This is a genomic window from Arhodomonas sp. KWT2, from assembly GCF_041949875.1.
Taxonomy (GTDB): domain Bacteria; phylum Pseudomonadota; class Gammaproteobacteria; order Nitrococcales; family Nitrococcaceae; genus Arhodomonas; species Arhodomonas aquaeolei.
Genome location: NZ_JBHFPQ010000033.1, coordinates 20,083 through 45,453, shown reverse-complemented (window position 1 = coordinate 45,453; position 25,371 = coordinate 20,083). Strand labels below are relative to the sequence as shown.

General features: G+C 68.6%; 24 protein-coding genes and 1 tRNA gene. 12 read left to right on the top strand and 13 right to left on the bottom strand.

Annotation, left to right across the window (positions count from 1 at the left end; all coding sequences use genetic code 11):
• Positions 1–167: 167 nt before the first annotated feature.
• Entirely contained in the window at positions 168–1,691 is a 1,524-nt protein-coding gene (locus ACEZHJ_RS04850; RefSeq protein WP_163141477.1) for a GGDEF domain-containing protein, read from the bottom strand.
• Between the two features lie 197 nt (positions 1,692–1,888).
• On the opposite strand from ACEZHJ_RS04850, the gene ACEZHJ_RS04845 reads away from it, so the two are divergent.
• Positions 1,889–2,245, top strand: coding sequence for a DUF427 domain-containing protein (locus ACEZHJ_RS04845; RefSeq protein ID WP_163141474.1), 357 nt, complete (start codon positions 1,889–1,891; stop codon positions 2,243–2,245).
• Positions 2,246–2,257: 12 nt separating this feature from the next.
• Here the strand turns inward: ACEZHJ_RS04845 and ACEZHJ_RS04840 are convergent, their stop codons facing one another.
• The 10 genes from ACEZHJ_RS04840 to ACEZHJ_RS04795 all read right to left on the bottom strand — a co-directional run bounded on the left by ACEZHJ_RS04840 (position 2,258) and on the right by ACEZHJ_RS04795 (position 11,568).
• Positions 2,258–4,414: an AAA family ATPase gene (locus ACEZHJ_RS04840; protein ID WP_375036298.1), complete on the bottom strand. Its 2,157-nt coding sequence runs from the start codon at positions 4,412–4,414 to the stop codon at positions 2,258–2,260.
• Positions 4,415–4,590: 176 nt separating this feature from the next.
• On the bottom strand, positions 4,591–5,115 hold the full coding sequence (locus ACEZHJ_RS04835; RefSeq protein ID WP_018717005.1) for a YgjV family protein: 525 nt from the start codon (positions 5,113–5,115) through the stop codon (positions 4,591–4,593).
• 383 nt (positions 5,116–5,498) lie between these two features.
• A complete protein-coding gene (locus ACEZHJ_RS04830; RefSeq protein ID WP_375036297.1) occupies positions 5,499–6,584 on the bottom strand; it encodes an NAD(P)H-dependent flavin oxidoreductase in 1,086 nt (361 codons plus the stop codon).
• 219 nt (positions 6,585–6,803) lie between these two features.
• Positions 6,804–7,265, bottom strand: a complete 462-nt coding sequence (locus tag ACEZHJ_RS04825; protein WP_375036296.1) for an RT0821/Lpp0805 family surface protein — start codon at positions 7,263–7,265, stop codon at positions 6,804–6,806.
• A gap of 218 nt (positions 7,266–7,483) precedes the next feature.
• Positions 7,484–8,218 (bottom strand): SDR family NAD(P)-dependent oxidoreductase, encoded by a 735-nt coding sequence (locus ACEZHJ_RS04820; RefSeq protein WP_375036295.1) that lies wholly within the window; start codon positions 8,216–8,218, stop codon positions 7,484–7,486.
• A 159-nt stretch (positions 8,219–8,377) separates the two neighbouring features.
• A tRNA-Ser gene (locus ACEZHJ_RS04815) sits at positions 8,378–8,466 on the bottom strand.
• Positions 8,467–8,531: 65 nt separating this feature from the next.
• Positions 8,532–8,882, bottom strand: coding sequence for a DUF1820 family protein (locus ACEZHJ_RS04810; RefSeq protein ID WP_018717009.1), 351 nt, complete (start codon positions 8,880–8,882; stop codon positions 8,532–8,534).
• Positions 8,883–9,071: 189 nt separating this feature from the next.
• Positions 9,072–10,433 (bottom strand): TrkH family potassium uptake protein, encoded by a 1,362-nt coding sequence (locus ACEZHJ_RS04805; protein WP_211210568.1) that lies wholly within the window; start codon positions 10,431–10,433, stop codon positions 9,072–9,074.
• Positions 10,430–11,143: a TrkA family potassium uptake protein gene (locus tag ACEZHJ_RS04800; RefSeq protein WP_018717011.1), complete on the bottom strand. Its 714-nt coding sequence runs from the start codon at positions 11,141–11,143 to the stop codon at positions 10,430–10,432. Before ACEZHJ_RS04800 ends, ACEZHJ_RS04805 begins: the two co-directional genes overlap by 4 nt.
• A 14-nt stretch (positions 11,144–11,157) precedes the next feature.
• On the bottom strand, positions 11,158–11,568 hold the full coding sequence (locus tag ACEZHJ_RS04795) for a secondary thiamine-phosphate synthase enzyme YjbQ (RefSeq protein ID WP_018717012.1): 411 nt from the start codon (positions 11,566–11,568) through the stop codon (positions 11,158–11,160).
• A gap of 200 nt (positions 11,569–11,768) precedes the next feature.
• Between ACEZHJ_RS04795 and ACEZHJ_RS04790 the strand changes: the two genes are divergently transcribed.
• The 5 genes from ACEZHJ_RS04790 to ACEZHJ_RS04770 all read left to right on the top strand — a co-directional run bounded on the left by ACEZHJ_RS04790 (position 11,769) and on the right by ACEZHJ_RS04770 (position 14,814).
• Entirely contained in the window at positions 11,769–12,080 is a 312-nt protein-coding gene (locus ACEZHJ_RS04790; RefSeq protein WP_375036294.1) for a DUF2282 domain-containing protein, read from the top strand.
• Between the two features lie 37 nt (positions 12,081–12,117).
• Positions 12,118–13,005: a DUF692 family multinuclear iron-containing protein gene (locus ACEZHJ_RS04785; RefSeq protein ID WP_375036293.1), complete on the top strand. Its 888-nt coding sequence runs from the start codon at positions 12,118–12,120 to the stop codon at positions 13,003–13,005.
• Entirely contained in the window at positions 13,002–13,757 is a 756-nt protein-coding gene (locus ACEZHJ_RS04780) for a DUF2063 domain-containing protein (protein ID WP_018717015.1), read from the top strand. The genes ACEZHJ_RS04785 and ACEZHJ_RS04780 overlap by 4 nt, the downstream gene beginning before the upstream one ends.
• Before the next feature lie 22 nt (positions 13,758–13,779).
• Positions 13,780–14,286: a DoxX family protein gene (locus tag ACEZHJ_RS04775; RefSeq protein WP_163143121.1), complete on the top strand. Its 507-nt coding sequence runs from the start codon at positions 13,780–13,782 to the stop codon at positions 14,284–14,286.
• A gap of 72 nt (positions 14,287–14,358) precedes the next feature.
• Positions 14,359–14,814 (top strand): hypothetical protein, encoded by a 456-nt coding sequence (locus ACEZHJ_RS04770; protein WP_375036292.1) that lies wholly within the window; start codon positions 14,359–14,361, stop codon positions 14,812–14,814.
• Positions 14,815–15,606: 792 nt separating this feature from the next.
• Here ACEZHJ_RS04770 and ACEZHJ_RS04765 read toward each other — a convergent pair.
• The gene (locus tag ACEZHJ_RS04765) at positions 15,607–15,852 is read right to left on the bottom strand and encodes a DUF1244 domain-containing protein (protein ID WP_018717018.1); all 246 of its coding nucleotides are present in this window, start codon (positions 15,850–15,852) and stop codon (positions 15,607–15,609) included.
• 10 nt (positions 15,853–15,862) lie between these two features.
• On the bottom strand, positions 15,863–18,328 hold the full coding sequence (locus tag ACEZHJ_RS04760) for an EAL domain-containing protein (RefSeq protein ID WP_375036291.1): 2,466 nt from the start codon (positions 18,326–18,328) through the stop codon (positions 15,863–15,865).
• A gap of 532 nt (positions 18,329–18,860) precedes the next feature.
• Here ACEZHJ_RS04760 and ACEZHJ_RS04755 point away from each other — a divergent pair.
• The 6 genes from ACEZHJ_RS04755 to ACEZHJ_RS04730 all read left to right on the top strand — a co-directional run bounded on the left by ACEZHJ_RS04755 (position 18,861) and on the right by ACEZHJ_RS04730 (position 25,310).
• Complete coding sequence (locus tag ACEZHJ_RS04755) at positions 18,861–19,943, top strand: PilT/PilU family type 4a pilus ATPase (RefSeq protein ID WP_018717020.1); 1,083 nt, start codon at positions 18,861–18,863, stop codon at positions 19,941–19,943.
• A gap of 73 nt (positions 19,944–20,016) precedes the next feature.
• Positions 20,017–21,585 carry a glutamate--cysteine ligase gene (gene gshA / locus ACEZHJ_RS04750; protein WP_018717021.1) on the top strand — a complete coding sequence of 523 codons (1,569 nt, stop codon included), beginning with the start codon at positions 20,017–20,019 and terminating at the stop codon, positions 21,583–21,585.
• Between the two features lie 268 nt (positions 21,586–21,853).
• Positions 21,854–22,513 (top strand): ABC transporter permease, encoded by a 660-nt coding sequence (locus tag ACEZHJ_RS04745; RefSeq protein ID WP_018717022.1) that lies wholly within the window; start codon positions 21,854–21,856, stop codon positions 22,511–22,513.
• Between the two features lie 20 nt (positions 22,514–22,533).
• Positions 22,534–23,658, top strand: coding sequence for an ABC transporter ATP-binding protein (locus ACEZHJ_RS04740; RefSeq protein ID WP_375036290.1), 1,125 nt, complete (start codon positions 22,534–22,536; stop codon positions 23,656–23,658).
• 3 nt (positions 23,659–23,661) lie between these two features.
• On the top strand, positions 23,662–24,399 hold the full coding sequence (locus tag ACEZHJ_RS04735; RefSeq protein ID WP_163142371.1) for an ABC transporter permease: 738 nt from the start codon (positions 23,662–23,664) through the stop codon (positions 24,397–24,399).
• Between the two features lie 29 nt (positions 24,400–24,428).
• Positions 24,429–25,310, top strand: a complete 882-nt coding sequence (locus tag ACEZHJ_RS04730) for a glycine betaine ABC transporter substrate-binding protein (RefSeq protein WP_259201873.1) — start codon at positions 24,429–24,431, stop codon at positions 25,308–25,310.
• The last annotated feature ends 61 nt before the right edge of the window (positions 25,311–25,371 follow it).

Here is a 25,371-nt window from a genome sequence, read left to right as displayed (position 1 = left end):
CACGTGCCCGGGCCGGCGCTCACCGCGTGCGGCCCGGGAGGTGACACTACGTATGAGCGGGCCAGTATACCGGCGCTCCGCAACAGCGTCCGGATACCGCCGGACACACCGCGATCATGACCGCGGCGACGCCGGGCGACGACACCCGGCACCCGGGCGCAACGGCGTCAGGGACGGTTCGTCGTCGGCGTATCCGGTGACGGCCGGACGCGATCGCGGCCGTGTGCCTTCGCGAGGTTCAGCGCCTGGTCGGCGGCGCCGATGAAGACGTCCACGCTGGGGTAACACCGGCCGGCATCCATGTGCGCGGCCACGCCGATGGACGTGGTGATATGGAAGGGGCGCCCCTCGCCATCCTGGTGGGCGACCGCGGCGACCGCGCTGCGCAGACGCTCGCAGACCGCCATTGCGTCGCTCAGCGTCGTACCGGGCAGCAGGACCAGGAACTCCTCGCCGCCGTAGCGAACGACGAGGTCGCGCTGGCGCAGCCGTGCCGCCATCAGCTCCGCGACGCCCACCAGCACCTGGTCGCCCACCTGGTGGCCGTGATGGTCATTGACCGACTTGAACTGGTCGAGATCCACGAAACCGATACTCAGCGGCCAGCCGCTCTCGGTGGCCAGCGCGAACTCGTGCGCCATGCGCTCGTCGAAGTAACGCCGGTTGTAAACACCGGTCAGCGGGTCGTGGTTCGCCACCTCCTCCCAGTGCTTCGCCGTACGCTCGAGCTCATGGAAGCGCCGGCGCTGTTCGCTGGTCTCCTGCAGGAGCTGGAGATTGCGCATCATCAGCATCTCGCGCGCCTCCTCGATCACCCCTGCCGCCACCCGGGCCGACGGCAGCCGGGTATCGAACAGCCGCGCCGCCTCCGGCAGGCCCTCCCCGACACGGTCGATCACCGCGGCAACGGCGTCCCCGCCGAGCCCGAGCCACACCGATGCGGCATCCGCAAGCCGCGCCGAGGATTCCGCACGGTCACTGTCATGGAGGAACAGGTCGGCGATACGGCCGGACAGGGCCACACAGCGCGCCAGCTCCCGGTCCTCGTCCGGAATCGCGTCGGTTTCCGGGTCGTGGCTGCCGAGCACGGTGTTCACGAGATAGCGGGGCAGCCCCCAGCGCTCCATCAGCCAGGCGCCGACCGCGCAGTGACCGGATTGCAGATGGACGGACTCCAGTGCGACCAGGGCATCGTGGGTATCGGCCTCCGTCACCAGGGGCTCATAGAGCTCGGGGACCGCGACCTCCAGTGCCAGGATGCCGATGTCCTGGAGCAGACCCGCGAGGAAGAACTCCTCCTTGCCCGGGTGGCCGATCTCCTCGCCGAGGATGCGGCAGGCGGTGGCGGCGATCAGCGCGCGGCGCCAGACCAGCCGCATCGCGCGCCCGTCGCCGCGCCCGCGCAGGGCGTCCGCGAGCGAGAAGCTCAGCGCCAGCGTCATGGTCGTGTTCAGCCCCAGCACCATCACGGCCTGGCGGATGTTATCGCTGCGCCGGCGCTGACCGTAGAGCGGGGAATTACTCACCCGCAGGATCCGGCTCGCCAGCGCCGGGTCCTTGACCAGCAGCGCGGCAAGGTCCGCGATATCCACTTCCGGATCGCGCCCCATATCGATAATGCGGGTCGCGATGCCGGGCATGGTCGGCAGGTGTGGGCAATGCTCCAGCGCGGCCTCGGTATCAGGCGTCATCGGCCCTCCCGGTGCCGTGGCCGGCATGGACGCAGTCGTATCGGCGAGGACGTGCGGTCCACGGTGACATCGCTGCTCACAGGACTCCCTCGGGTCGGCTCAGGATCGCTGTTGTTATTATTCTCCCCACGCGGCGGGATACGATCTTCCACACCCCGCCCATGATGCCCTCAACGATACCACCGGGAACGGCGAAAATGGCAGAGTCACATGCAGCGGATCGTATCCGCCTGACACAGGGCGCCGGCCGTGTCCGGGTCCTTCTGGACGGACACCGCCTGGCAGACAGCACGGACGTAATCGAGCTCCACGAGACCGGTTACCCGGTGCGCTACTATTTCCCCCGGGCCGGGGTCGAGATGGGGCTTCTGACACCCTCCGCAACGCGGACGCACTGCCCGCTCAAGGGCGAGGCGGAGTACTTCGGCGTCCGCACGGGGTCCGCCGTGGTAACCGACGGCGCCTGGAGCTATCCCGCACCGCTGCCGGCGATGGCGCCCATCGCCGGCCGCCTGGCCTTCGATGGGGAGCAGGTGCAGATCGTCACCGCCTGAACCGGCGGTGCCTCACAGCCGGGCGGTGAAACCGACCGGTCGCGTCGTGCCGCCCTTCTCCGAAACCTCGTCGACGAGCTCGCGATAGAGGCGTTCACCGTCCACCGGCTCCCCGAGCAGGTGCAGGCGCTGAGCGACCGCCTCGAAATCCCCCGGCGTGAGCGCGTCGAGCTGGCGCAGGGCGTCAGCGAAGCGTGCGGCCTCGCCCTCGCCGCCCAGCGCCGCAAGGGTGGCGTCGAACAGCCGCTCGCGCTGCCCCGGCGCGAGGGGATCGAAGCGCAGTTTGAGGGCAAAACGACGCATGCTCGCCGGGTCCAGGTTCGACTTGAGGTTGGTGGTGGCGATAAAGACGCCCTCGAACGCCTCCATCTGCGTGAGCAGCTCGTTGACCTGGGTGACCTCCCACTGCTGGTGAGCGCCGCGCCGGTCACCGAGGAAGCTGTCCGCCTCGTCGAGCACCAGCACCGCGTCCATCTCCGCCGCCTCCATGAACATGGCGGCGATGCTGCGCTCGGTCTCGCCCACGTAGGAGCCCAGGATGCTGGAGGCGCGCCGCACCATCACCTCGCGGCCCATGCTCTCGGCCAGATGCCGGGCGAAAGCGGTTTTGCCCGTGCCTGGCGGACCGTAGAAGCACAGGCTCGCGCTCGGCCGCGCGATCAGACCGTCACGCAGGGCGACCAGGTCGCGATTGGCGTTGAGCAGGCTCAGATCGAAGGGCACGATACCGTTGCGTCGCCCGCCGGCGGGCTGACCGCCGAGCAGCAGCGAGGTCTGGCGCAGCACATTCTCCACGGCCACCGCCTTGGCATCCGTCCGCCCCGCCACCCGCGCGGCCTTCGCGATCGCCGCCGGGGTGTTATGCTCGTTGGCCACCACCCGCTCGAACACCGCATGGGGCAGGTCCAGCCCGCCCATGTGGGCCTCGGCGATACGCCGGCGCACCACCGGCGGCACGGAGCGGAAGAACAGCGGATAGTCGAAGCGGCGCAGGTGCGCACTGTCCACCCAGCCGAGGTCGTTCGCCACCCACACGCAGGGCACGGTGTTGGACTCCAGCAGCTCGTTGATCCACGCCTTGCTGCCGGCGCTGCCCGTGCCGTCGTCGTCGCCGCTTTCCACGGCGATCATCGGCGTGGCCGCCAGGGCGTCATCGCAGTCGTCGAAGAGCACGGCCACGGACTCGCGCCCGGCCAGCAGGCGCTGGCAGGCCTTGAACGCCCGCAGCCGCATGCTCGCCTTCAGTGGCACACCGGCGCGCGTGGTGGTCGGCACCTCGTAGAGCGTCAGCCCCGCCGCCTGGGCCACCGCACGGGCGAACTCGGTCTTGCCCAGCCCGGGCTCGCCGTGGAGCAGGACGTTGCAGCCCGGGGTGTTCTGAGCCGCCGAGGCGACGAGGTAGTCCGTGATGATGGCCGCGTCCCGCCGCAGGTGCGGGAAATCCCCCACCCCGAGCTTCGGCGCGGGGCTCACCCGGCCGAAACGCTGGACGATATCGTCGATGCTGCTGTTGTCCTCGAACAGGCTGTCCGCCAGCCCCTCGACCAGGGAGATCTTGGCCTCCAGCGGGCAGCGCATGCCCTGTACGCGCACGACACCGGAGGCGACCAGCGCCGTCTCGCCCTCGACGCTCGCCAGCGCGTCACGCTGGGCGACGCCGGAGAGTTCGCGGAGCAGGCCCGCGAGCTGGCGGTTGTTCACGTCCGTCGCCACCATGCCGAAGGTGTCCTCGAAGGCCGGCTCGCACTCGATCAGCGCGGCCAGTACCAGCAGGACCTTGTCGGCGTCGGAGAGCTCCAGGCGCTCATCCAGGAGCTCGATGTTACGGAAGAGCGGACTGTCCGGATCGAGCCGCCCGTCCGGCCCCTCATGGCTGGCGAGCTGCCGGCGCAGACTCGCTTCGGCGCGCTCCGCGCGGACCTCACCGGGGTCATCCTTGTCGCCGGCCCAGGTGTCCGGCAGACCGAGATAGCCCTGGAAGGCGTCCGCATCCGCGATGTGCAGCGCGCTCGTGTGCCGCAGCGACTGCGGCCAGCCAAAGAACAGCGCCATGCGGATCAGCCAGCTCGCCCCGAGGCTGTGATATTCGTCGCGATCGTAGCCCTGGTAGTCATTCAGGTCGCCGACCGTGTCGTCGGCCCGGGTGCTGAGAAACGGCAAGTCGATCATCGATCCCCTCAATGCGCATCGGCGGACCCGACGCGTCAGCGGCAGGTCCTTCACCCGCCATGATGCCACACTCCGTCCAGTGCGGGCTGTGACCTGTACCCCCACGGATTTTGGGTCGTGACGCGCGGAATCAACCGCCTGCAGCCGTCCGGAACGGCAATGCGTCGTCGCCCGGGCTACACGCTTCGACGCCGGTCCCGCCAGAGGCGATAAACGGTGAAGAGATTGGTGACGAGGATCAGCGACTCCGCGGTCACACCACCGATGGAGCCCGCAAGGGCATTGCTGAGTATCCAGCAGGAAGCGGCGAGCGCCAGCCACAGACGCATCGCGATGCCCCGCAGCATGAACATCCCGTAGGTCCCGGCCAGTCCCGCGGCCAGCGCGGGCGCATCCTGCCAGCCCTGCCAGGTGGGCCAGGCAACCACGGCGGTCGCGGCGAGAATCGCGAGCATCACCAGACGGTGCCGGTAGTATCGCCGGACCAGCACCACGCGCAGCACAACCAACAGGGTCACGGCCGCCGCGACCCAGCTGCGGAACAGCGCGAACTGCAACGCGAAGGCGACATTCGCGGCGATCAGCAACACGAACAGCCGGTCGTCCCGACGGCTGGCGAAACCGGCAACGCACAACCCGAGCGCGACGAGGCTGACGAGCTGCCCGGCAATCCAGCGCACCCCCGGATCCGCCGTCAACATGCGGCATCCCGGGCGGCCGGGAACGTTTCAATAGGTAAGGCCAACGGCGGGGTCCCTGCTTGCGGACCGTGCAGGGTAAACGCCGCGCACGCCCCGTTGCCAGCCGTGACGCCGGCGGGGCCGCCCCTGCCACTCTCCCCCGCGTATAATCCGGCGGGCCGTCGCCTTCGGAGCCTCTGCGCGAGTAAACCGCTATCCGCACCGCAGGCGATGCGGCTCAGGGGTTCCGTGGCGACGAATGAGCGGTTCAGGAACGGACGGGGCCGTGTCCACCGGACAGTTCCTTTGCCGCTTGGCATGGCCGGTAGCCTGCCACCCGAGGGGTCCGGCGTTGCTACCGTGACACGCTCGGTGGCGGTACCGGCCCGCAGCCTTCCGTTCCGCTATGCACCGGGACCACCGGGAGCCGTTAACAGCTCCTGTACAAGCCGGGCAACCAGTACCCCCGCCGGCATCTCCCGGCACAGCGGCGCGCCCTGTCCCGCCCAGTTGGGGGAATAGGCTGTGCTCCCCGCCGCCCTCGCGGCCGCATGGAGCTGTTTGGCCGCATCGTAGGCCAGCGGGTAATCGGGGACGCTGTCGTCGTCGCAACGCCCGATCTCATCCTGGAAAACACCGGCAACCCCCCGTGCCGGACGCCCGGATATCGCCCGGGTAACGGCCGTGCGCGCCGCGGAATCACTCCGCAGCGCCGTTCGGTGGGCCGCCGTCGCCGCGGATTCGGGACACGGGATGAAGGCGGTGCCGAGCTGGGCCCCTACGGCACCTAGCGCGAGCACGGCGCGTATACCCGGACCGTCCATAATCCCGCCCGAGGCGATCACCGGCACGGACAGCCGCGCGACAAGCCGTCTCACCAGAGGCATGAGCCCCAGGGCCTCGTCCTCTCCGGCGTCGAAATTGCCCCGGTGCCCGCCCGCCTCGATACCCTGTGCGACCACCGCGTCCGCGCCAGCCGCCTCCGCCGCCCGCCCCTCCGCGGGGGTGGTCACCGAGATCAGCACTCGTCCGCCGTAACCGTGGATGCTTCGGACGATATCCACACCAGGCACGCCGAAATGGAAGCTGACCACCGGAGGCTGTTCCTCACACAGCATGGCCACCATCGCCGGATTGGCGTCGATCGGCACATAGATCTCGTCCAGGGACTCCGGCACCTCCGCGTGCTGCGCCTCGAAGTGCGGGCGCAGACGCTCGAGCCAGGCGCGGGTCACGGCGGGTCGGTTCCGGGGCCGGGTATGGCAGAAGAAATTCACGTTGAACGGCTGCGCGGTCAGGGCACGCAGCTCCCGGATCTGCCCGCGGGCCTGTTCGACACCGCTGCCGCCGAGCCCCAGCGAACCGAGACCGCCGGCCTCGGCCACCGCTGCCGCCAGCGCCGGCGTGGACACGCCGGCCATCGGTGCCTGGACAACGGGGTACGGGACCCCGAAGAGGGCGCGGAACGCCGCCGATTCCATACTGTTCATGCCGTCCTCCGGTGCATCGGCCCCACGTCGCACCGAACGCTATCCGGGTGAGCAGTCCACGGCAAATGAAAGGTAACGATGGCCGCAATCACGGTCCGTGATCCCGCAGGACCGCACCCTGACGGCGGCGCCTGCGCCGCCGGGTCGGCCACGACACTCGGGCATTACCGGCACCGGGTCACCGGTACCACCCACGGAACGGTACGGGGGGTCGCCCGCCTAGCCCTGGACCTGCCAGCTGCCGTCCGACTGACGGCAGGCGGTGCCGTACACCGTCTCCGGACGGCCGCCGATGGACGCCTCCATGGTGTACTCCCGACACGGACCGCCACTGGTCTCGTAGGTGCGTGTGGGGGTGACGACGTACTCGTTGCCGGTATCCGGATTGCGCCAGGACGATGGCACCCCCGTGCGCACGTTCTCCAGCGCCGCCGCCGTACGGAGCCGGTCGGTCTCGTCCACGGAGCGTCCGATGGAGCCGCCGATCGCCGCCCCCGCCAGGGTGCCCACGATGATCGCGGCCGTGCTCGCGTGCCCGTGCCGCTCCACCTGGCTGCCGAGCAGCCCACCCAGCACCCCGCCGATCACCATCCCGGACTGCTCCTGGGTGCCCTGGTAGTTCGCGCAGCCGGACACCCCGAGGGCCCCGGCCAGGATTACACCGATAACCCGCTGTCTCACCGCTACCTCCCGCCGGCCCACGCCGGGTGCTGCCGCCACAACGCTTCCCAGCCGATGCTAGGCCGGTGATGGGCAGAGGGGATTGACGGCGGTCATGAACACGGAAAGAAACGTTGTCCCGGCACGAGGCAGGTGCGCGCGGCGCCACCAGGGTCCGCAATGTGCCATACCCTGGCGCGTAACGGATCACTGAAGCCGTGCAGAACGGTCACATCGTCTTACGGCAGGCTCAGTCTCGCCGTTCGCCCGCCATCCACCGTGTACACCTGTCCCGTGATGAAGCCAGCCTCCTCGGCCGCGAGGAAGGCGACGAGGGCGGCAACCTCCTCGGGGATACCGGTTCGGGCCAGGGGGTGGATCCGGCCAATATCCCGGCGGAACGCGTCCGGGTCTGGCGTGTTCTCGATGAAATCGACGTTCAGCTCGGTATCGATCCAGCCGGGAGCAACCGCGTTACAGCGAATGCCCTCCCCACCGTGATCCACGGCGACGGCCCGGGTCAGCCCGTGCAGCCCGGCCTTGGAGGCGGAATAGGCCGCGTGCCCCGGGTTGGAGCCCAGGCCCTCTAGTGAACCCGTGTTCACGATGCTGCCACGGGCCTCACGCAGGTGCGGCAATGCGGCGCGGATCGTCAGGAAGGGTGCGGTCAGGTTCACGGCAAGCGTGCGATGCCAGTCCATCACGCTCATCGCCTCGATCCCCGCCTCCTGCATAATGCCGACGTTGTTCACCAGGACGTCGAGTCGCCCGGCACGCCGAATCACCTCGTCGACGACCCGGCCGGGCCCCTCCGGGTCCGTGAAATCGGTCGTTATTCCCTCGAATTCCGCGTCCTGCCCGCGCTGTGCCGTGAACACCGTTGCCCCTTCCGTGCTCAGGCGCCGCGCTATCGCGCGCCCGATGCCGGAGCGGCCTCCGGTAACGAGCGCGACCTTGTCCTCGAATCTCCGCATAAGCGCACACTCCCCTGAACAACCGCGAACAGATGGCATACCGTCCATACACCCGCCGCTCAAACGGCGGCCCTGTCCCGCATCAAGCAAGGATGCCGGAACGCTCCGTCTCAATGGGGGTGCGGGAAAGTCTCTGGAAACGGGGGTAAGACGGGATAGTGGCGGAGAGGGAGGGATTCGAACCCTCGGTACCCAGTAGGTACACACGCTTTCCAGGCGTGCTCCTTCGACCGCTCGGACACCTCTCCGTATTCTCGCCCCGCCGGGCTGCTGCCGACGAGGCGCTAAAGGGTAAACGACTCGGCAGGCGAGATCAATTACCCTGCCCGGGATCGTTTCCGCCGCGACCCGGGCCGTACATCGACACCGGAAAGGGCGTGACGTTACCCCCCTCGGCGTCGGAGATCTTGGCGTGGCCCTCCTTCTCCACCTCGTCGACGCGGATGATGGAGTGCATGGGGATGAAGCTGCGCTTCACGCCGGCAAACTCACTCTTGAGCTTTTCCTCGGAGGGGTCAACGACGACCTGGGTGTGCTCGCCGAAGATGAGCTCCTCGATCTGCACAAAGCCCATGATGCCGCCGTCGCCCACGCTGTGTGCGTAGAGTTCGTAGACCTTGCCCTTGTTGTGGAAGATCACGCGATAGATGGTCTTGCTCGCCATGGCATTCCTGCTCTCGATGAGTCCGCGCAATGGTCGCGGACGATACCACATGCGCGCCCGGCAGGCGCCCCGTCTGCGTTCGCCCCACCTCCTGCCGCCACTCTGCGCCAATACACCGGGGGAGGGAACCGCCCTCGCCGTCCCGGCGTTAGCCTGGAACAGCGACGGCGTTTTCCGGCACCCGCCGGCTCAGCCGAGGTAGACACTCGCCCTCGGATAACGAAGTAGCCGGGTCGCCGGCGTGGCGAGCACGAAGCCCACCGACAGCGGCCCCACGCGCCCGAGGAACATCAGCGCCATGATCACCCACTCGCCGAAGGTGTTGAGCTCCGGGGTTACCCCGCGGGACAGCCCGACCGTGCCGAAGGCGGACGCCGCCTCGAAGGCGATGTCCAGGAACGGCAGATTGTGCGTGGCCACCAGCAGGAACGCACCGATCATCACCGCGAGCAGCCCGATGAAGGTCAGCGCGAGGACCTTGAGCACGTCCTCCGCGCCGATGGTGCGGCCGAAGGCCACGGGCTCGTGGCGCCGGCGCAGAAACGCGCCGGTCGCGAAGATCAGCACCATGAAGGTGGTGACCTTGATACCGCCGGCCGTCGAGGTACTGCCACCACCGATGAACATCAGCGAGATCATCATCAGCGCGCTGGCATCCGTGATGCCGCCCATGTCCACGGTATTGAACCCGGCGGTACGTGGTGTCGTGCCCTGGAACCAGGCCGCCCACAGGCGGTCGCCGGTATGCGCGAGCCCGCCCAGGGTCTCCGGATTGTGCCACTCCAGTCCGGCGAAGGCGGCAACCGCCCAGACGTTGAGCGCGATCGTGCCGATCAGCATCAGCTTGGTATGCAGCGACAGCCGGCGGATGCTGCGTCTCGCGAGCAGCTCGTTGACCACGGCGAAGCCGAGCCCGCCCGCTATGTAGAGCGCCGGGATGGTGAGGTTCACCACCGGGTCCCCCGCCCACTGCGCGAGGCTGCCGTGGAACAGCGAGAAGCCCGCGTTGTTGAACGCGGAGATCGCATGGAAGGCGGCGTTGAACAGCCCATCCCCCCAGCCCTGAACGGGCACCCAGCGTGCCGCGAGCAGCAGCGTGCCCACCAGCTCGAAGAGGATCACCTGCAGGAAGATCACCCGCACGAGGCCGACCACGTCCCCGATGGAGGTCCGGTTGAGGTCCTCGCGCAGGAGCATCTGGTGGCTCAGGCCGATGCGGTGCCCGAGGGCGGAGAGCGCGAGTACCGCAAAGGCCATCACACCGAGGCCGCCGAGCTGGATGAGCACGGCAATGACCAGCTCGCCGAAACGCGTGAAGGTCGCCGCCGTGTCCACCACCACCAGGCCGGTGACGGTCACCGCCGAGGTCGCCGTGAAGGCGGCCTGCTGCAGGCTGATCGGCCGTATGGTCGCCCAGGGCAGGCTCAGCAGTACCGTGCCGATCACGATCAGGGCGAGAAAGGTGACCGCGAGGGTGAGCGGCGGCGGCAGCCGCACGATGCGCCGCCGGCGGCGCGAGGGCGGCCGCTGGAAACGCATCCAGTGCCTCATAGGATGTCCGCGAGAGCGCGGAGGTGCACCTGCTTGCCAACCACGACCAGCCGGTCGCCCTCCCGCAGGGCGGTGACGGTCTTCTCGTCGCGGATCAGCTCATCGCCGCGCTTGAGTGCGAGCAGCTCGATACCGAAGCGCTCTTCCAGCTCGAGATCACCCACCGTGGAGTCGGTGACGGTCTCGCTCAGCGCCAGCTCGACCACGAAGTAGTCGCTGCCGAGGCTGATGTAGTCCAGCACGAACGGGTAGTTGAGCGAGTAGGCCACGCGCACGCCGATCTCGAACTCCGGGTGGACGATGCGGTCCGCCCCGAGCTTGCTGAGGATGCGGTGGTGTGCCGGGCTCTTGGCCTTGACCCACACCCGCGGCACGCCGAGGTGCTTGAGCCCCAGCGTGCACAGGATGTTCGACTCCAGGTTCTCGCCGATCGCCACCACGGCGGCGTCGAAGTCCCCGAGGCCCAGCTCCTCCAGGGCGCGCTCGTCGCGCACATCCGCGGAGACGATGTGGGTGAATTCCTCGGCCAGGGTGTTCACCCGCTCCTCGTCCTCGTCGACCGCCAGCACCTCGTTGCCGAGCTCCTCGAGCTGCTGCGCCACCGTGGTCCCGAAGTTGCCCAGTCCCAGCACGGCGAACTTGCCGTGTCCTGGCTTGACGTCCGGCCGTCCGGACTCGCGGCCGTTGCCGCCGGTCTTTTCCTTCGCCATGCCGCCCCCGTGCCTCAGTGCCAGACGCTGACCACCACCGAACGACGATGGCCGTGCCGGCGGTGCTCCCACAGATAGATGCCCTGCCAGGTGCCCAGCGCCAGCCGACCGGTACTCACGGGCACAGTGAGCCCTGAATTCGTGAACACGCTGCGCAGGTGGGCGGGCATGTCGTCCGGGCCTTCCGCGTCGTGCACGTAGGCCGGATCGCCGTCGGGGAAGAGCCGCGCCGCGACCGTCTCGAGGTCCCGGCGCACGGAGGGATCGGCGTTCTCGCAGATGATGAGCGAGGCGCTGGTGTGGCGCACGAACACGTGGCAGAGCCCGTCCCCCGCGCCGGCCTCGGAGACCACGTCCGCGACGCGGCGGGTGATCTCCACCGTGCCACGCCCGCCGGTATCGAGCGCGAATTCCTGCTGATGCATCGACCCTCCCGGTCGTCCACCGCACCTGCGGCGCTGAATGACTGACCCGCTAGGCGCCGCGCACGCGGCTGCTACGCGGAATCCCTTACGTAATGAACCGAATGGGCGCGGCCCGCCGTGCCCACCATGATTACTCCCGAGCGTCGCGACGGCAACGCCGCGGTGCGAAACACCCGACAACGCGCAAGAGGAGACACGTTATGTCCACCACCAACCGCTACACCGCCCTCGGCCTCGCCGGCGCTTTCGCCCTAGCGTTGAGCGGTGCCGCGCTCACGGGCACGGCCGTCGCCGCCGAAAAGGACATGGTCAAGTGCTACGGCGTCGCCAAGGCCGGCCAGAACGACTGCAAGGCCGGCCCCGGGACCACCTGCGCCGGGACCTCCTCGGTGGACTACCAGGGCAACGCCTGGAAGCTCGTGCCCGCCGGCACCTGCGAGTCCATGGCGCTGCCCGGCGGTCGCACCGGCAGCCTCGAGCCACTGGACCGGGACGTGCCCGCCAAGGGCTAACGCCGGCCGGTCAGGGACGCCGCTCATGGAGGCAATCATGTCCGAAACAGCCACGCGGACGTCCATGATGCCGCCTGCGGACCCGATGCCGGCGCGAGCCGGCGTCGGGCTCAAGGCCCGGCATTACGCGAGCGTCGTCGGCGAGCGCCCGGACGTGGGCTTCTTCGAGGTCCACGCAGAGAACTACATGGGCGCCGGCGGCCCACCCCACGCCTGGCTTGCCGCCGTCCGCGAGCGCTACCCGCTGTCCGTGCACGGGGTGGGGATGAACATCGGCGGCGAGGGCGCCCTGGACACCGCCCACCTCGCCCGCCTCCGCGGCGTGGTGGACCGCTACGAGCCCGCGCTCGTCTCCGAGCACCTGGCGTGGTCCGGTCACGGCGGCGCCTATTTCAATGACCTCCTGCCCCTGCCCTACACGCGGGAGACACTGGTCCGCGTGATCGACCGTGTCGACCGGGTGCAGTGCACGCTGGGCCGGCGCATCCTCATCGAAAACCCGTCCACCTACGTGTGCTTCGGCGGCGATGAAATGGACGAGGTGACCTTCCTCAGCGAACTCGCGCGGCACAGTGGCTGCGGCCTGCTGCTCGACGTGAACAATGTCGCCGTGTCGGCGACAAACCACGACCACGACCCGGCCGCCTACATCGACGCATTTCCCACCGGTCCCGTTGACGAGATCCATCTCGCCGGCCATGCCCTGGGCCACGACGACACCGGCGCCCCGTTCGCCATCGACAGCCATGACCGACGGGTCGCTGACACGGTCTGGGCGCTCTACGAGCGCACCCTCCTCCGCAGCGGTCCAGTGCCGACACTGATCGAGTGGGACGGCGACGTCCCCGAGTGGCCGGTCCTCCTCGACGAGGCGCGGCGGGCCGACACCCGGCTCACCGACGCCCCCCGGGAGGCCACCTCATGAGCGCCTCTGCAACCCTCGAGACAGCGCTGGCCAGCGCGCTGCGCCGTCCGGGCGCACCCGCCCCCGCCGGCGTGACGCCGCCGGGACGGCTCGACATCCACCGCAACAACATCCACGTCAGCCTCGTGGAGGCATTGCGCGAGGCCTATCCGGTCACCGAACGACTGGTGGGCGAGGCGTTCTTCCACGCCATGGCGCGGACGTACGTGGCCGACGAACTGCCGGACTCACCGGTACTGCTGGCCTACGGCGCCGGCTTTCCCGCGTTCATCGAGACCTTCCGCGCCGCCGCCGGACTGCCGTACCTCCCGGACGTCGCCCGGCTCGAACGCGCCAGACTGGAGGCCTATCATGCCGCCGACGCCGACGCCCTTGCCCCGGAGGCACTCTCCAATGTGCACGCGGACGCCCTGACCGGCCTGCGGCTCACGCTGCACCCGGCCACACGGATCGTGGCCAGCCCCTGGCCGGTAACGTCGATCTGGGAGACGAACACCCACGACGAGTCCGTCCGCCCCGTGGATCTCGGCAGCGGCGGCGGCACCGCACTGGTCACCCGGCCCGTCCTCCAGGTGTACACACAGTGCCTGCCCGGCCGGGCGGACGTGTTCATCCGCGCACTCGATACGGGCCAGAGCCTGCCGGAGGCCGCGGGAACCGTGGCCGAGGCGGACGCGTCCTTCGACCTGGCCACCGTGCTTCAGGCGCTCCTGACGACCGGCGCACTCGCCGGCTACCGCCTCGACCCGTAAGCCTGCAAGGGAGGGAGACCCCATGCGCGTCGCGACTGCACCGATCGTCACCGGGCTGAACCGGGCCTCGCGGATACCCGGGGTGATAAGCACCTGGCTCGGCCGGCTGCCGGCGAGCGTGCCCCAGCTCGTGCTGCGCCTCACCATGGCAATCCCGTTCTGGCAGTCGGGGTTGACTAAATTCGACGGGTTTCTCCAGCCCTCGCCCGGCGCGGTGTGGCTGTTCACCAACGACTTCCGCCTGCACATCCTCGGCGGGACGTACGCCTACCCTTTCCCGGCGCTGATGGCGACCCTCTCCGGCATCGGTGAGCTGGTGTTCCCCGTCATGCTGGTCCTGGGCCTGGGGACCCGCCTCGCCGCCGCCGGGATGCTTGCGATGACCGCGATCATCCAGCTCACGATCCCGGACGCGTGGCAGGCCTACCACCTGCCCTGGGCGGCGATGCTGCTGGCGATCATCGCCCACGGACCGGGGCGGATCTCTCTGGACGCCGTCGTGGCGAGCCGCCTGATGCGGTCCGGCTGACCGGCCGCCGGTATGCCCGCCCCCCCGCTCGGTAGTAGGGTAACGGGTTTAGGGGCAGTCACGACGGGCATGATGTACGGCTGGGAAGGCAAACCCTTTGCGCAGATAGAGCGGCTCACGCGTCGGCGCGATCCGCAACGCTATCCGGTAGCCGCGGTAACCAGCGATGGCGAGAGCGAGGTCATCGAGTGGTTCCGCAACGTCGCAGAGCTGCAGCAGTACCTGGTGCGCATGGAGCCCCAGCGCTGGGGCGTCGAGGGCGGCACGCTCATCGAGCTCAAGACGGAGCTGGAACGCGCGCTCACGCCGCTGTCCGTCGCCGGCCTGGCCCCGGCGCTGCGCGAGGCCTACAACAACGCGCTCGACGGACGTTTCCGCATCATCTGGTGGGGCACGCTCGAAGAACTGGTGGAAGGCGGCACCGGCTGGCCGGCCTCGGTCCTGCGGGCCGCCGGTGCCGAAGGGCTGAACGACGACGACCGCCGGGTCCGCGTGCTGGAGTGGCTGGCCTCGCACCGGCCGGAGTAACGCTCCCCGACCCATCGTCAGGTCCGGGCACGCGGATCCGGGGCTGGACACCGGAGACGGGCGATACCCGGCCGCGCCTACGGGACCCTGCACACGAGCGCCGCCCCGGCATGCGCAGCGACACCACCTCTGGATCAGCCACCGGTGGCGTACGGCATCCCGCTGTGCCGACAGGCGCTTGGTCCACCTCTCCGTCCAGCAAACCGGACGACGCCACCGCAGCCGTAGCCGTCGTTTGCGAGGGGCAACCGAGTTACCGCTCCCGGCTTGCTCCGTCTGCGTTGGTGCTGGCAGAACGTACGCACATCGGGGTTATGTCGCGGTTGTAAGGTCGGCCGCTCAAGGCAGTCGACGTTACCAGCGCCGCAGGGCGGGATGTTGGCTGCCAGGAGCAGCCAACCTACAACACTATGGGGCTCGGGTAGGTCGGTCGCTCCTGGCAACCGACGGCCGATCGCCGGGCAGAACCTGGCGGTTGCGGGGAACCGGCAAGCCGCGTAGGCATGGACACGGCGCGTGGCCGTAGCCGACCTACGGGCAAGGAGCCCTGGGAGGACATCGCGCGACACCCCGGCTCTACCCGATCACCGTCGGCCGACAGGACCATAACACCGAGCCGCATCGATATCGTGACACCCGCCCACGACGGTCACACCACGTAGGTCGGGCGCCGTAGGCGTGCGACATCCCGATCCCGGCCGCGGTGCCCGTCGCACACCGTCCGTGGCCGCGCCCGATCCACGGCTCCCGCCCTTTCCCCGGGCCACCGCCACGCGGACGGCGTCACGGCGGTCAGGTCTGGTAGCGGGCCTTCCACTCCTCGTAGGGCATGCCGTAGATGTCCTCCCGCGCCTGCTCGTAGTCCATGCCGACGCCGCGTTCCTCCGCGGCGGCGAGATACCACTTGGACAGGCAGTTGCGGCAGAAACCGGCAAGATTCATCAGGTCGATGTTCTGGACCTCGGTGTGCTCGCGCAGGTGTGCCACCAGCCGGCGGAACGCCGCCGCCTCCAGCTCGGTACGGGTCTGTTCGTCCACGCTCGCCTCCTCACGCGCCGTGCTGTTCGTCCCATTCGTCCCTGCCGGCCGCCGCCAGCCGTTGCGCGAACACGTCCGCGGGCGCCGGTCTCGCAAGCAGGAACCCCTGGAGGTAATCGCAGCCCAGGCGGCACAGGTGCTCCGCCTGACCGGGCGTCTCCACGCCCTCGGCGATTACCTCCAGACCGAGATTATGGGCCATGGCCGCGATCGTCGAAACGATCTGCGCATCGTCGTCATCGCGCTCCAGATCCTGAACGAAGGCGCGGTCGACCTTGAGCGTATCCACGGCGAAGCGCTTGAGATAGGCGAGCGACGAGTAGCCGGTACCGAAGTCGTCCAGTGAGAGGTGAACGCCCAGGCGCTTGAGCCGCTGGAGCGTGGCGCTCACCGCATCCCCCGACCCCATCAGTACCGTCTCGGTGATCTCCAGGTGCAGCCGGTCCGGCGGCAGCCCCGATGCGGCGAGCGCGGCGCCCACCCGACGTTCGATACCGCTGGCGTGAACCTGATGGGCGGAAAGGTTCACCGACACCCACAACGGCGCCGGGCCCTCGCTGTTCCAGCGCGCAGCCTGGCCGCAGGCGTGGTCGAGTACCCAGTCGCCCAGCGACTCGATCAGTCCCGCCTCCTCCGCGAGCGGTATGAACTGCTCCGGCCCGAGCAGGCCCTCGTTGGGATGATGCCATCGCACCAGCGCCTCCGCGCCCACCACCCGACCGTCCCGCGCCCGGGCGATGGGCTGGTAGTGGAGAACGAGCTCGTGCTCGTCGATGGCCCGGCGCAGCTCGCTGCGCAGGCCGAGCCGGCGCTGGGCGCTCCGGGTCAGGTGTGCCGCGTAGAAGCGGTAGGTCTGACGCCCCTCGTTCTTGGCCTGGTGCAGGGCCGCATCGGCGTTGCTGATGAGCGTACCGGCGTCGTCCACCCGGTCGTCCGGGAAGATGCTGATGCCCACGCTCACCCCGAGGAGCACCTGCTCACCGCTGGACAGCCGGATCGGCTCGTCGAAGCACTGGATGATGCTCTGGGCGATGACCGCGACGCCGTCGGTACCGGGCGCCGTCTCGAGCATCACCGCGAACTGGTCGCCGCCGAGCCGGGCCAGCGTGTCCTCGTTACCCAGCCGCGAGCGCACGCGTTCGGCAAGCGCGCACAGTGCCTCATCGCCAGCCGCGTAACCGAAGCTGTCGTTCACCACGCCGAAGCCGTCCGGGTCGATATAGAGCAGCGCCACCCGGTGGCCATGGCGGCGGGCCCGGCTCAGGGCGTGCTCGAGTCGCAGGTTCAGGAGCTGGCGATTGGGCAGCTCGGTGAGCGGATCGTAGTGGGCGAGCTGTTCCAGCTCCGCCTCGGAGTGCTTGATGCGACTGATATCGGAGAACACGCCGACGTAGTTGATCAGCGCGCCGCCGCCGTCGCGCACCGCGGTGATCGTCAGCCACTGCGGATAGATGTCACCGGACTTGCGCCGGTTCCAGATCTCGCCCTGCCACTGGTCATGATCGACGAGCTCCTGCCACATACGGTCGTAGAACTCGCGGTCGTGGTGGCCGGAGGAGAGAATCGCGGGCGTCGCCCCGCGCACCTCCGCCTCCGAATAACCGGTGATCTCGGTAAACGCGCGGTTGACGCTCTGGATCCGGGTCTCCGGATCGGTGATGGTCACGCCCTCACGGGTCGAGGCCAGCACCCGCGCGGCCTGACGCAGCCGCACGTCGGTACGCCGGCGCTCGGTTACGTCCCTCGCCACCACCGCCACCGCCGCAGTCCCGTCCAGGTCCACCGCGCTGAGGCTGACATCCAGCCAGCAGACCGAGCCGGAACGCCGCTGCGCGGGCCACTCGAAGCGCTGGGGAGCGCCTTCGGCCGCCGCCGAGAGCCGCCTGCCGAAGGTCGCCGGGCCACCGCAGCAGCCCTCCGCGCCGAGTCCGGCGAAATCGAGGCCCTGCGCCTCCGCCGCGGTATAACCGATGAGCTCACCGGCCGCGGGATTGAGCTCCAGGACCTCGCCCTCCCCGGCGGAGAGCAGGAACACCGCATCCTGAACCGCCTCGAAAACCGCCGGCCAGCGCCGGTCATGCCCTCGCTCACCGTCGGTGGCCCGCACCGGCCGCAGGATGACGAAGTAATAGTGCCGGCCATCCGCCTCCTCGTGGAAACCCGACACCGTGACCCGCACCGGGCGCTCACTCCCGTCGCGGCAGCGCGCACCGAGCAGCCAGCCCGACCCACCCCCGCCGGCGGTGACATCGCCGGGCGCCAGGGCAGTGAGGTCGGTCACCGCGGCCCCGGTGTCGCTCGTACCCAGATGCGCGCGGATATCGGCACCCCGTAACGCCCCGGGGCGCTCCCAGAACAGCGCGGCCGCGGCCGTATTGAGACCACGTACCCGGTGCCCGCCGTCGATGAGCACCGCCGCCTCCGGCAGTGCCCGCATCATCGCCTCGACGCGCGTAAGCCACTCGCTACGCGCCATGCCGTCGCGGCTCCCTGTACAAGGTGTTGTATCTCCTGCACGCACCGGCGTGCCGAGTGCCATTACCGCCCCCGGCGGGAGACGTACGCGACGCCCCGCCGATAGATCCCCCATCCGGTCCGCAACGCGGGCCGCAACTTGGAAGAATACTAACCTGATCGTCCGTATTACACCTCCGGACGACCTTGGTTGATCCTCGTCAGTCGTGTCGCCGCATACACAGGGGGACCGGGGGTGGCCTCACCACGACATTGCTCGCGTTTTGCGTCATCGGGCCGCGCCGGTGTGAACGCGCATTGCCGCCCGCCGAACCGCTAACGCACGCCAATACCCCCGGGACGCCCGACGCGAGCGACCGCGGCGGGACCGGCGGCACACAGGCAGGGACCGCGCCCCGGCGACCGCTTGGCACCGCAGGTGCCGCAGTGCTGTGACCCGCGTCACGTGAGGCGCTATCATGTCGCGGCAATCCAGGCTTGCCGCCGATGCCGGGGCGCACGGAGTCCGCCGGACCGCGGCGAAGGAAACGAGGATGGAGCTGGACCGATACCTGCAGCTGATGCCGAAGCACAATGCCTCGGACCTGTTCTTCAGTGCCGGGGCGCCGGTAGGGATCCGCATCGACGGGCGCATCCGGGCAATCGAACCGGACCGCAAGCTGGCCGCCGACGAGATCGAGCGGCTCGCGCACTGGGTGATGACCGAGCCGCAGCGCGAGGAGTTCGAGCGGGAATACGAGATCAACCTGGCCTACTCGCCCCGGGGGCTCGGGCGCTTCCGCGTGAACATCTACCGCCAGCGCGGCTCCGTGTCGATGGTGATCCGCTTCATCACCCACGAGATCCCGGACCTGGAGGCGCTGAACCTGCCCACGCGGCTGCGCGAGCTGGTGCTCGAACCCCGCGGGCTGGTACTGGTGGTCGGCGCGACGGGCTCCGGCAAGTCCACCACCCTCGCCTCGCTGATCGACTACCGCAACACCCAGCACTCCGGCCACATCCTTACGGTAGAGAACCCCATCGAGTATCTCTACCAGCACAAGCGCTGCATCATCGACCAGCGCGAGATCGGGCTGGACACTCACTCCTACGAACGCGCGCTGGCCAACGCGATGCGCGGCTCGCCAGACGTCATCCTCATCGGCGAGATCCGCGAGCGCGAGACCATGGCGCACGCCCTCGCGTATGCCGAGACCGGCCACCTGTGCCTGTCCACGCTGCACGCGAACAACGCCAATCAGACCCTGGACCGCATCCTCAACTTCTTCCCGGAGACGGCGCACCACCAGCTGCGCAACGACCTCTCGCAGCACCTCTGCGCCATAGTCAGCCAGCGTCTCATCCCGGCCCGCGAGGGTGGGCGTGTGCCGGCCGTTGAGATCCTGCTCAACACCCCATATGTCTCAGACCTCCTGGAGCGCGGTGAAATCGACGAGCTCAAGGAGGCGATGAAGCAGGGCCTCGAAGACGGCATGCAGACCTTCGACGAATCCCTCTATCGCCTCTACGAGGCAGGCCAGATCACCCGCGAGTCGGCGCTGGAGCACGCCGACTCGCGCAACGACCTCGGCCTGCGCATCCGCCTCGGAGACGGCGGCGGCGACCTCGGCGAATGACCCGTAGCCGGCGGCGTCCATGACACCGCCGCGCCACCCGCACCGAACACGGCCGCGAGGATACCGATCACTCATGAACGCCAGCTCTAACGACCGCGCCCGCCGACTCCTCGACGGTGACGCCCCCCTGATGCTTCGCGACAGCCACAAGGGGCTGGAGAAGGAAAGCCTGAGGGTCACCCGCGACGGCACCATCTCGCAGACCTCCCATCCGGCCTCCCTCGGCTCGGCGCTGTGTCATCCGTGGATTACCACGGACTACTCGGAGGCGCTGCTGGAGTTCATTACCCCGCCGTATCCCACGACCCGGGAGACCGTTTCCTTTCTCACCGACGTCCACTGTTTCACCTACCACAACATCGGTGACGAGCTGCTGTGGGCGACGAGCATGCCGTGCATCGTCGGCGGCGAGGCGAGCATCCCCATCGCCGAGTACGGCCGCTCCAACGTCGGGCGCATGAAGCACGTCTACCGCCACGGCCTCGACTGGCGCTATGGCCGCGCCATGCAGGCCATTGCCGGCATCCACTTCAACTACTCGTTCAGCGACGGCTTCCTGGCCGCCGTGCAGGCCGCGGACGGTGACACCCGGCCGGCAAAGGAATACCGCTCCGGCGCCTACTTCGCACTGATCCGCAACTTCCAGCGCTACGGCTGGCTGGTGCCCTACCTGTTCGGCGCCTCGCCGGCGATCTGCCGCTCGTTCACCCACGGGGAGAACCTGCACTTCGAGACCATGGGCAAGGGCACGTTCTACGAGCCCTGGGGCACATCGCTGCGCATGAGCGACATCGGCTACAAGAACAAGGCACAGGCCGGGCTGTCGGTCTCCTACAACGACCTCGACAGCTACGTGCGCGACCTCACCGCCGCCATCTCCACGGAGGATCCGGAGTACGCGCGCATCGGCACCCATGTCGACGGCGAATGGCGCCAGCTCAACACCAACATCCTCCAGATCGAGAACGAGTACTACAGCTTCGTTCGCCCGAAGGCGGTGGCGAACTCCGGCGAGCGCCCCACCACGGCACTGCGCCGCGCCGGCGTGGAGTACGTCGAGATCCGGGCACTGGACCTCAACCCGTTCGAGCCCGTGGGTGTGGACGTGCCCCAGCTGCTGTTCATGGAGACGCTGCTGCTGTTCTGCCTGCTCCAGGACAGCCCCCCCATCGACGCCCACGAGCAGGGACGGATCAACCACAACCAGGGACTGGTGGCGCGCAAGGGCCGCGAGCCGGGGCTGGTGCTCTACCGCGGCGACGGCAGCGAGGTAACCCTCACGGACTGGGCCCGCGAGCTCTTCGACGCCCTGGCGGCGCCTGCACGCATGCTCGACGCCCACACCGCCGACGCCCCTTACACCGCCGCCCTCGCGGAATACCGGCGGCGCGTCGAAGACCCGGCGCTGACCCCCTCCGCGCGGGTGCTCGCGGAAATGCGCGAGCACGACGAGGACTTCATCGAGTTCGCCATGCGGGTATCCCGCGCCCACGAGCACACCTTCAAGAGCACCCCGCTCGACCCCGGGCTGGCCGAACGTTTCGAGGCGGCATCGCGGGAATCCCTCGCCGAGCAGGCGGCAATCGAAGCGGACGACACCGTCTCCTTCGAGGACTACGTGGCCCACTACTTCGGCCACTGAACGGCCCCAACCCGGACCCATTTCATCCGGGTTCGGGTTGATTCAAATCATGGATATTTCCGTCCGTCCATGAGTCAAGTGCCATATATGTCGGCTGCATATCCTTATGTGGCGCATATGTCGCATTATCCCCAGCCCCTCCCCGCTAACCTGAGTTCACGCTGAAGACGCGCCGGCACAAGCGCGCCCCGCGGCGGCCCCCGTGCAACCGCCCGCGGAAGAATACGCCCACCCCGTGGACAACCCGCGTGAACGGAGGGGTCGATACTTGGACATCATCACCTTCATCGCCGACAACGTCGACGTGCTGGTCAACCGCACGATCGAGCACATCGCCCTCGTGGCGGTCGCCGTCGGCCTGGCCGTCGCCACCGGTGTGCCGATCGGCATCGCCATTACCCAGAGTCAGCGCGTCGCCAACATCGTGCTCTACATCGCCTCCATGGTAATCACCGTCCCGTCCATCGCGCTGTTCGGCGTGATGATCCCGATCCTCTCGACCATCGGCCAGGGTATCGGCTACGTGCCGGCGGTGATCGCCGTACTGCTCTACTCGCAGCTGCCGATCATCCGTAACACCTATACCGCCATCAACGACGTCGACCCGGCCCTGCGCGAGGCGGCCCGGGGCGTGGGCATGAGTCCGATGCAGCGGCTGCGCATGGTCGAAATCCCGCTGGCGGTTCCGGTGATCATGGCCGGCGTGCGCACCGCCGTGGTCATGAACATCGGCGTGATGGCCATCGCCACCTACATCGGGGCCGGGGGCCTGGGGACCTTCATCAGCCGGGGCATCAGCCAGACCGATCCGCGCCAGCTCATCGTCGGCGCCGTCGCCGTGAGCCTGCTCGCGATCGCCGCCGACTTCGGCCTGCTCGGCCTGCAGCGGCGGCTCACGCCGCGCGGGCTGCAGCGCGCCGGGGGCTGAACAACGACAAGGGGAGCCGAATGATCCGCATCGAGAATCTGACCAAGGTCTTCGAGACGCCGGAGGGACCGGTAACCGCCGCCGACCACATCACCATGGACGTGCCGGACGGTGAGATCTGCATCCTCCTCGGCCCCTCCGGCTGCGGCAAGACCACCACGCTCAAGATGATCAACCGCATCATCGAGCCCACCTCCGGCCGGGTGTCCATCAACGACGAGGACACCACCGGCATGAACACCACGGACCTGCGCCGCAGCATCGGCTATGTAATCCAGCAGATCGGGCTATTCCCGAACATGACCATCGAGGAGAACATATCGGTGGTGCCGCGACTGCTCGGCTGGGACCGCAAGCGCACCCGCGAGCGGGCGCGGGAGCTGCTGGACATGGTCGCCCTCGACCCGTCCGCGTTCATGGGCCGCTACCCCGGCGAGCTCTCCGGCGGCCAGCAGCAGCGCGTGGGCGTGATCCGCGCGCTCGCCGCAGACCCGCCGGTGCTGCTGATGGACGAGCCCTTCGGCGCCATCGACCCGATCAACCGCGCGGTGATCCAGGACGAGTTCCTGCGCATGCAATCGGAGCTGAACAAGACCATCCTCTTCGTCAGCCACGACATCGACGAGGCGATCAAGATGGGCGACCGCATCGCCATCTTCCGCGCCGGTCAGCTCGTGCAGTATGACCGCCCGGACGACCTGCTCGCCCATCCGAAGAACGACTTCGTGGAGAGCTTTTTCGGCGAGGACCGCGCCCTCAAGCGCATGCAGCTGGCCCGGGTGCGCGACGTCATGGAGGACGACGTACCGGTGGTCCGCCACGACGATGACCTCCGCCGGGCCCTCGAGCTCATGGACGAGCGCGGCTACCACTACGCCATCACCCTGGTGAACGAGCACCACCAGCCGGTGGGGATGGTCATGCGCTCCACCGCCGAGACCCGCCGCGGCAAATGCGGCGAGCACTATTACGGCGTGGATGCCCTCGCCCACCTGGACGACGACCTGCGCAAGGTCGCCTCGCTGATGTTCTCCCACGACACGACCTGGCTGGCCTGCGTCGACGAAGACGGGCGCCTGGCGGGCACCCTCACCCAGCGCGGGATCACCCGCTACCTGGGCGCGACCTACCGGCCGCAGGAGTAAGCCATGCTGTTGCAGTCACCGCAGAGACTCTTCTACGGGACCGCGCTGGTGGTGATGTTCCTGCTCGGGGTGTGGACCGAGGGCAGCGGGTTCATCGACGAGTTCCTCTACTACCGCGGCGATATCACCTACCTGCTCGGCCAGCACATCGAGCTGATGCTGATCTCAGGGGGACTGGCGATCACCTTCGCCGTGCCCGTGGGCGTGCTCCTCAGCCGGCCGCGCTTCGCCCGCGTGGCGGAACCCGCGATGCAGGTACTCAACATCGGCCAGACCATCCCGACCCTGGCGGTGCTGGCGCTGTCGATGACGCTGCTCGGCATCGGTCGCGTCCCTGCGATCTTCGCGCTGTTCGTCTACACCATCCTGCCGATTGCCCGGAACACCTACGCCGGGATCAAGGCGGTGCCGCCGCACATGAAGGAGGCCGCCGCCGGCATGGGCATGAGCCCCACCCAGATGCTCCTGCGCGTGGAGCTGCCCAACGCGCTGTTCGTGATCTTCGCGGGCATCCGCATCGCGCTGTCGGTGAACGTCGGCACCGTCCCGCTGGCGTTCCTCATCGGCGGTGGCGGGCTCGGCGAGCTGATCTTCACCGGCATCGCCCTGGACCGGCCCGTGATGATGCTCGCCGGCGCCATCCCCACCGCCGCCCTCGCCGTGGTGGTGGACATGATCGTCGCCACGCTGGCGTTCCTTACCGTTCCCAAGGGGGTCAATCCGCTGCGAAACCCCGCCTGACGATACCGAAGCCAAACAGGAGAACCACCATGCTACGCAAGCTCGTTACCGCCACCGTCGCCGCCGGGCTGCTCGCCCTCGGCAGCAACGCCGCCGCCGAGATCACCGTCGGTGGCAAGGGCTTCACCGAACAGCTCCTGCTCGCGTCCATGACCACCCAGTACCTCAAGGCCGAAGGCTACGACGTCGACAAGCGCGACGGCATGGGCTCCACGGTGCTGCGCAAGGCCCAGACCAACGGCCAGGTCGACCTCTACTGGGAGTACACCGGCACCTCCCTGATCACCTACAACAAGGTGGAGGAGGACCTCGGTCCCGAGGAGACCTACGAGCGGGTCAAGAAGCTCGACGCCGAGAAGGGTCTGGTCTGGCTCGAGCCGTCCGACGCCAACAACACCTACGCGCTCGCCATGCGCGAGGACGACGCCGCCAAGCGGGGCATCGAGACCCTCTCCGACCTCGCAGACGCGGTCAACGACGGCAAGGAGATGACCATCGCCGTGAACGCCGAGTTCTACGCGCGGCCGGACGGCTTCAAGCCCATGATGCGCGCCTACGGCTTCCGCGTGCCGCGCGGCGACATCAAGCGCATGAACTCCGGGCTGACCTACTCCGCGCTCAAGGAGGGCGAGGTCGACGTCGCCCTGGTATTCGCCACCGACGGGCGTATCCCGGCGTTCAACTTCCGCGTGCTCGACGATGACCGCAACTACTTCCCCTCCTATGCGCTCACTCCGGTGGTGCGCAAGGACACCCTGGAGGCGAACCCGAAGCTGCGTGAACAGATGAACGCCCTGTCCGCACTGCTCGACGACGACACCATGGCGGCCCTGAACGCCCGCGTGGACGTCGACAAGGAGAGCATCGAGCGGGTCGCGGAGGACTTTCTCAAGAAGCACGACCTCATGTGAGGTCCGCAACCGCAGCGGCGGACCGCCGGTCCGCCGCCCTCACCCGCCGCGAAGACCGACC